General features: G+C 59.4%; 1 protein-coding gene. It reads left to right on the forward strand.

The window, feature by feature from the left end:
* Window positions 1–209: 209 nt before the first annotated feature.
* A complete protein-coding gene (locus ALO64_RS21815; RefSeq protein WP_044343568.1) occupies window positions 210–1,373 on the forward strand; it encodes a zinc-binding metallopeptidase family protein in 1,164 nt (387 codons plus the stop codon).
* The last annotated feature ends 33 nt before the right edge of the window (window positions 1,374–1,406 follow it).

The raw sequence follows: 1,406 nt of genomic DNA on the forward strand, positions 1-1,406 counted from the left end.
GATGGTGCGGCGTAGATCTGTGACGCAGAGCGTCACGCACGGCATTCCCTCGCTGGAGCGTGCGGAACGATAATCTTAGCTACCGTGCGACGCACCGTTTTCGCCCACGCAAACGCCGTCGACGCTATCCGTCCCCACCGTTCGATAATATTTTGAACCCCTGAAGCTTAGGCATGATCTAGTCCATGCAAGGCCAACGGGAGATCGCCATGTATCGCTTTTTCGAGCAATTGAGTTCACGCATTACCGCCCCATTTGTCGGCGAATCCAAACGTAACAGCAAGGTCTGGCAGTGCACATGCGGCCAGTCGGTGTTTTTCCCCAATTCCCAATGCCTGGCCTGTTCGGCTGCGCTGGGTTACCTGCCAGAGCAGGGGCGCGTGGCTACGCTTGAAGCAGGCCCTGAGCCTACCTGGTGCCTGAGCGACGAGCCGGGTGCTGGTCTGTATCGGCGTTGCGCCAACCTCGATACCCCGGCAGCCTGTAACTGGCTGTTTCCGGAGCACAATGCCGGTGAGTTTTGCGTTGCGTGCAGCCTCAATCGCACCATTCCCGACCTGTCCATCGCCGAAAACGGTGAGCGCTGGCGCAAGGTCGAGACCGCCAAGCGTCGTCTGGTTGCGCAGCTGATTTCCCTGGGGCTGCAGGTCATCCCCAAGAGCGTCGATGAAGAAGCCGGCCTGGCCTTTGACTTTGTCGGTGTCGATCTGGAAGGCAAGCTGCCGACTACTGGCCACGCCAATGGCCTGATTACCCTTAACATCGAGGAAGCCGACGACGCTCACCGCGAAGCGATGCGCGTGCAGATGCACGAACCCTACCGCACCTTGCTCGGCCATTTCCGCCATGAAGTTGGCCATTATTACTGGGATCGACTGATCGCCAATACCCACTGGCAGGACGGTTGCCGCAATCTGTTCGGCGACGAGCGCGCCAGCTACGCCGATGCGCTTGATCACCATTATAAAAACGGCGCGCCCGACAACTGGCAGGAAAGCTTTGTCAGTGCTTACGCCACCATGCACCCGTGGGAAGACTGGGCCGAAACCTGGGCTCACTACCTGCACATGATGGACGCGGTCGACACTGCCTTGGGTTTTGGCATGAGCGCGCGCGACATGGAGCTGGACTACCAGCCATTCCCGCTGGAAGTGCTCTACGATCCACAGCACCCAGGCGGCCCGGCGTTCCTGTCGTTCGTCAACGCCTGGATCGAACTGGCCAGCATGCTCAACGAGCTGTCACGCAGTATGGGTCAGCCGGACTTCTATCCGTTCGTGCTGCCTCCTGCGGTAATCGCTAAGCTGCATTTCATCCACTTGGTGATTCAGGATGCGGGCGGCAAGGCCGACGAGGTGTTGCAGGCTCAGTAACCCAGACAGCGCCTGACATCGCTGGATGTCAGA

The organism is Pseudomonas meliae (assembly GCF_001400515.1).
Lineage (GTDB): Bacteria > Pseudomonadota > Gammaproteobacteria > Pseudomonadales > Pseudomonadaceae > Aquipseudomonas > Aquipseudomonas amygdali.

Coding starts and splice junctions, on each gene's coding strand:
- ALO64_RS21815 (WP_044343568.1), top strand. CDS start 210: ATGTATCGCTTTTTCGAGCAATTGAGTTCACGCATTACCGCCCCATTT.